2 protein-coding genes are annotated in these 3410 nt (G+C 67.5%); both read left to right on the top strand.

Annotated elements, in window-relative coordinates:
- The first annotated feature begins 211 nt into the window (after positions 1–211).
- Positions 212–2485, top strand: coding sequence for a methyl-accepting chemotaxis protein (locus AC1DQP_RS18390; protein WP_478052192.1), 2274 nt, complete (start codon positions 212–214; stop codon positions 2483–2485).
- A gap of 53 nt (positions 2486–2538) precedes the next feature.
- Positions 2539–3402, top strand: coding sequence for a CheR family methyltransferase (locus tag AC1DQP_RS18385; protein WP_256777500.1), 864 nt, complete (start codon positions 2539–2541; stop codon positions 3400–3402).
- The last annotated feature ends 8 nt before the right edge of the window (positions 3403–3410 follow it).

The following is a 3410-nucleotide window of genomic DNA, read 5'->3' as shown; positions in this document are numbered from 1 at the left end:
CTCTACCAACGCAACCCACACACCGGGTAGAGCCACGCCATGCGTGGCTGCTYTTCSTTCCGGGCRCCGCGCGCAGCCACCCATGGGGTGGCTCTACCAGGCGCCACCCGCTCCAATCTGAATACGCTCAGTCACTACACCTCAATCGGCGCGCTCCCCGGCCGATAACAGCATTGCCTCGACACGATTGTCGACCCAAGACGCCCTGCACATGAATCTGATCAGCCGCTGGAACCAGTATTTCTCCAACCTGTCCGTCAGGCGCAAGCTCAACCTGCTTACCGCATTGATTGCCGTCGGCGTGATCGCCCTGGCCGTGATCGCTGCCCGCATGCAGTACCTGGACCTCACCGACACCCGCAAAGACAGCCTGAAGATCCAGGTCGAACTGACCTACGGCATCCTGGACCATTACCACCGCCTGGCCGAAACCGGCGAGCTGGATGACGCGGCAGCGAAGAAGGCCGCGCTGGAAGCCATCGAGCGCATGCGCGCCGACAACGATGCCTACTACTACAGCGTCTACGACACCGGCTACCACGTGCTCATGCATCCGTTCCGCAAGGACCTGGTCGGCAAGGACATGAAGGACTTCCGCTCCGAAGACGGCGTGCGGCTGTTCCATGACCTGGTCCAGGTCGCAGGCCAGGGCGGCGGCGTGATCTCCTACAAGTGGGCCAAGGCCGGCGCCGAAGGGTTGTATGACAAGTCCTCCTACGCAGGCCTGTACAAGCCGTGGCAGTGGGTGATCAGCAGCGGCGTCTACATGGAAGACGTGCAGAAGCAGGCCTTGGTCTTCACCGCCATCATGACCGTCAGCGGCGGCGTCGTGGTTCTGATCGTGCTGGCGCTGAGCTGGCTCATCGGCAACCGCATCACCCTGCCCCTGCGCCAGGCCACCCACGTGGCCGAGAGCATCGCCGCCGGCAAGCTGGACAGCCGCATCGGCGCCCAGGCCCACGACGAACCCGGCCGCCTGCTCGAAAGCATGGGCCGGATGCAGAAACAGCTGCACGCGGTCATCAGCGGCCAGCGCGACATGGCCAGCCAGCACGAGGCCGGCCAGACCCGCTTCCGTATGGACGAAAGTGCCTTCCCCGGCGAATACGGCCTGATGGTGCATGAAACCAACGCGCTGGTCGGCGCGCACGTGCAGACCATGGACGACGTCCTGCAGGTGGTGCAGCGCTACGCCGTGGGCGACCTGCACGCCGACATCGCCCGCTACCCGGGCGAGAAGGCGGAAATCACCGCCACCGTCGATACCGTCAAGCGCAACCTGGGCAGCATCAACGACGAGATCAAGCGCCTGGCCGGCGCTGCCGCGGCCGGGGACTTCAGCCAGCGCGGCGATGCCACCCGCTTCGATCACGACTTCCGCCTGATGATCGGCAACCTCAACGCGATGATGCAGGTCAGCGACGACAACCTCGGCAAGCTCTCGCAGCTGCTGTCGGGCATCGCCGAAGGTGACCTCACCGTGCGCATGCACGGCGACTTCCAGGGCGTGTTCGCCAGCATGCGCGACGACGCCAACGCCACCGTCGCCCAGCTCACCCAGATCGTCGGCCAGATCCAGGGCGCGGCCGGCAGCATCACCCAGGCCGCCGGGGAAATCGCCAGCGGCAACAGCGACCTGTCGCGTCGGACCGAGCAGCAGGCCGCCAACCTGGAAGAGACCGCCGCCTCGATGGAGGAACTGACCTCCACCGTGCGCCAGAACGCCGAGCACGCCCGCCAGGCCAACCAGCTGGCCATCGGCGCGCACAGCGTGGCCTCGCAGGGCGGTGAGGTGGTCGGCCAGGTGGTCACCACCATGAGCGCGATCGAAACCAGCTCCAGGCGCATCGCCGAGATCATCTCCGTCATTGACGGCATCGCCTTCCAGACCAACATCCTGGCGCTCAACGCGGCAGTGGAAGCGGCCCGCGCCGGCGAGCAGGGGCGCGGCTTTGCCGTGGTCGCCTCCGAAGTGCGCACCCTGGCCCAGCGCTCGGCGGGCGCGGCCAAGGAGATCAAGGGCCTCATCGACGACTCGGTCGCCAGCGTCGCCGACGGCTCGGCCCTGGTACGCAAGGCCGGCAGCACCATGGGCGAGATCGTCGCCTCGGTGCAGCGGGTGACCGACATCATGGCCGAGATTTCCGCCGCCTCCCAGGAACAGTCCGCCGGCATCGAACAGGTCAACCAGACCGTGGTGCAGATGGACGAAACCACCCAGCAGAACGCCGCCCTGGTCGAAGAAGCCACCGCCGCCGCGCGCGCGATGGAAGAACAGGCCAACCAGCTGGCCGACGTCGTGGCGATCTTCCGCCTGGACAACCAGGTTGCTGCGGCCGTCAGTGCGGTCACCTCGCGCGTGGTGGTGCCGGCCGCAGCGCGCCCGCGCCCGACCCCTGCCGCACGCCCTGCCCCGCGCGCCCAGCCGGCACCACGCGCGCAGCGCAGTGCGACCCCGGACGACGGCAACTGGCAAGAGTTCTGAGTCTTCGTGGCGGCCCCGTCGCCGCCACTCCCCCATTCCCATCGAGTGCGCCTGTGTCCACGCCTTCCGCTCCTGCCGCCACCTCCCAGAACGGCCGCGAATTCGAGTTCGCCGACCGTGATTTCCGCCGCGTCTGCGACCTGATCTACCAGCGTGTCGGCATCTCGCTGGCCCCGGCCAAGCGCGACATGGTCTATGGCCGCCTGTCGCGGCGCCTGCGCGCGCTCGGCCTGCGCAGCTTCACCGAGTACCTGGACCAGCTGGAAAAGGACGGCGGCGAAGAGTGGCAGGCGTTCACCAACGCGCTCACCACCAACCTCACCGCGTTCTTCCGCGAGCCGCACCATTTCGAAAAGCTCGACACCGAGCTGCGCGCGCGCGCCGGTCACGGCACCCTGCAGCTGTGGTCGTGCGCGGCCTCCACCGGTGAGGAGCCCTACTCGATGGCGATCACCGCCTGCGAGGCGTTCGGCACGCTCAAGCCGCCGGTGCGCATCCTGGCCACCGACGTGGACACCCAGGTGCTGGCCACCGCCAGCCGCGGCGTGTACGCCATCGACCGGGTGTCCGGACTCGATCCGGCGCTCAAGAAGCGCTATTTCCAGCGCGGCAGCGGCCCCAACGAAGGCCATTGCCGGGTCAATCCTGCGCTGCGCGACCTGATCGACTTCCGCCCGCTCAACCTGCTCGCCCCCCGCTATGACGTCGGCGGCCCGTTCGACGCCCTGTTCTGCCGCAACGTGATGATCTATTTCGACAAGCCCACCCAGCGCGGCATCCTCTCGCGGCTGATCCAGCACATGGGCGACGACGGCCTGCTCTATACCGGCCACTCGGAGAACTACCTGCACGCCGCCGACCTGATCCAGCCGTGCGGACGCACGCTGTACAAGCGCGCGCCCGGAGCACCGGCATGAACCTGGCG

Source organism: Stenotrophomonas sp. P5_A8, assembly GCF_056400545.1.
This window is presented reverse-complemented; position numbering and strand designations above follow the sequence as displayed.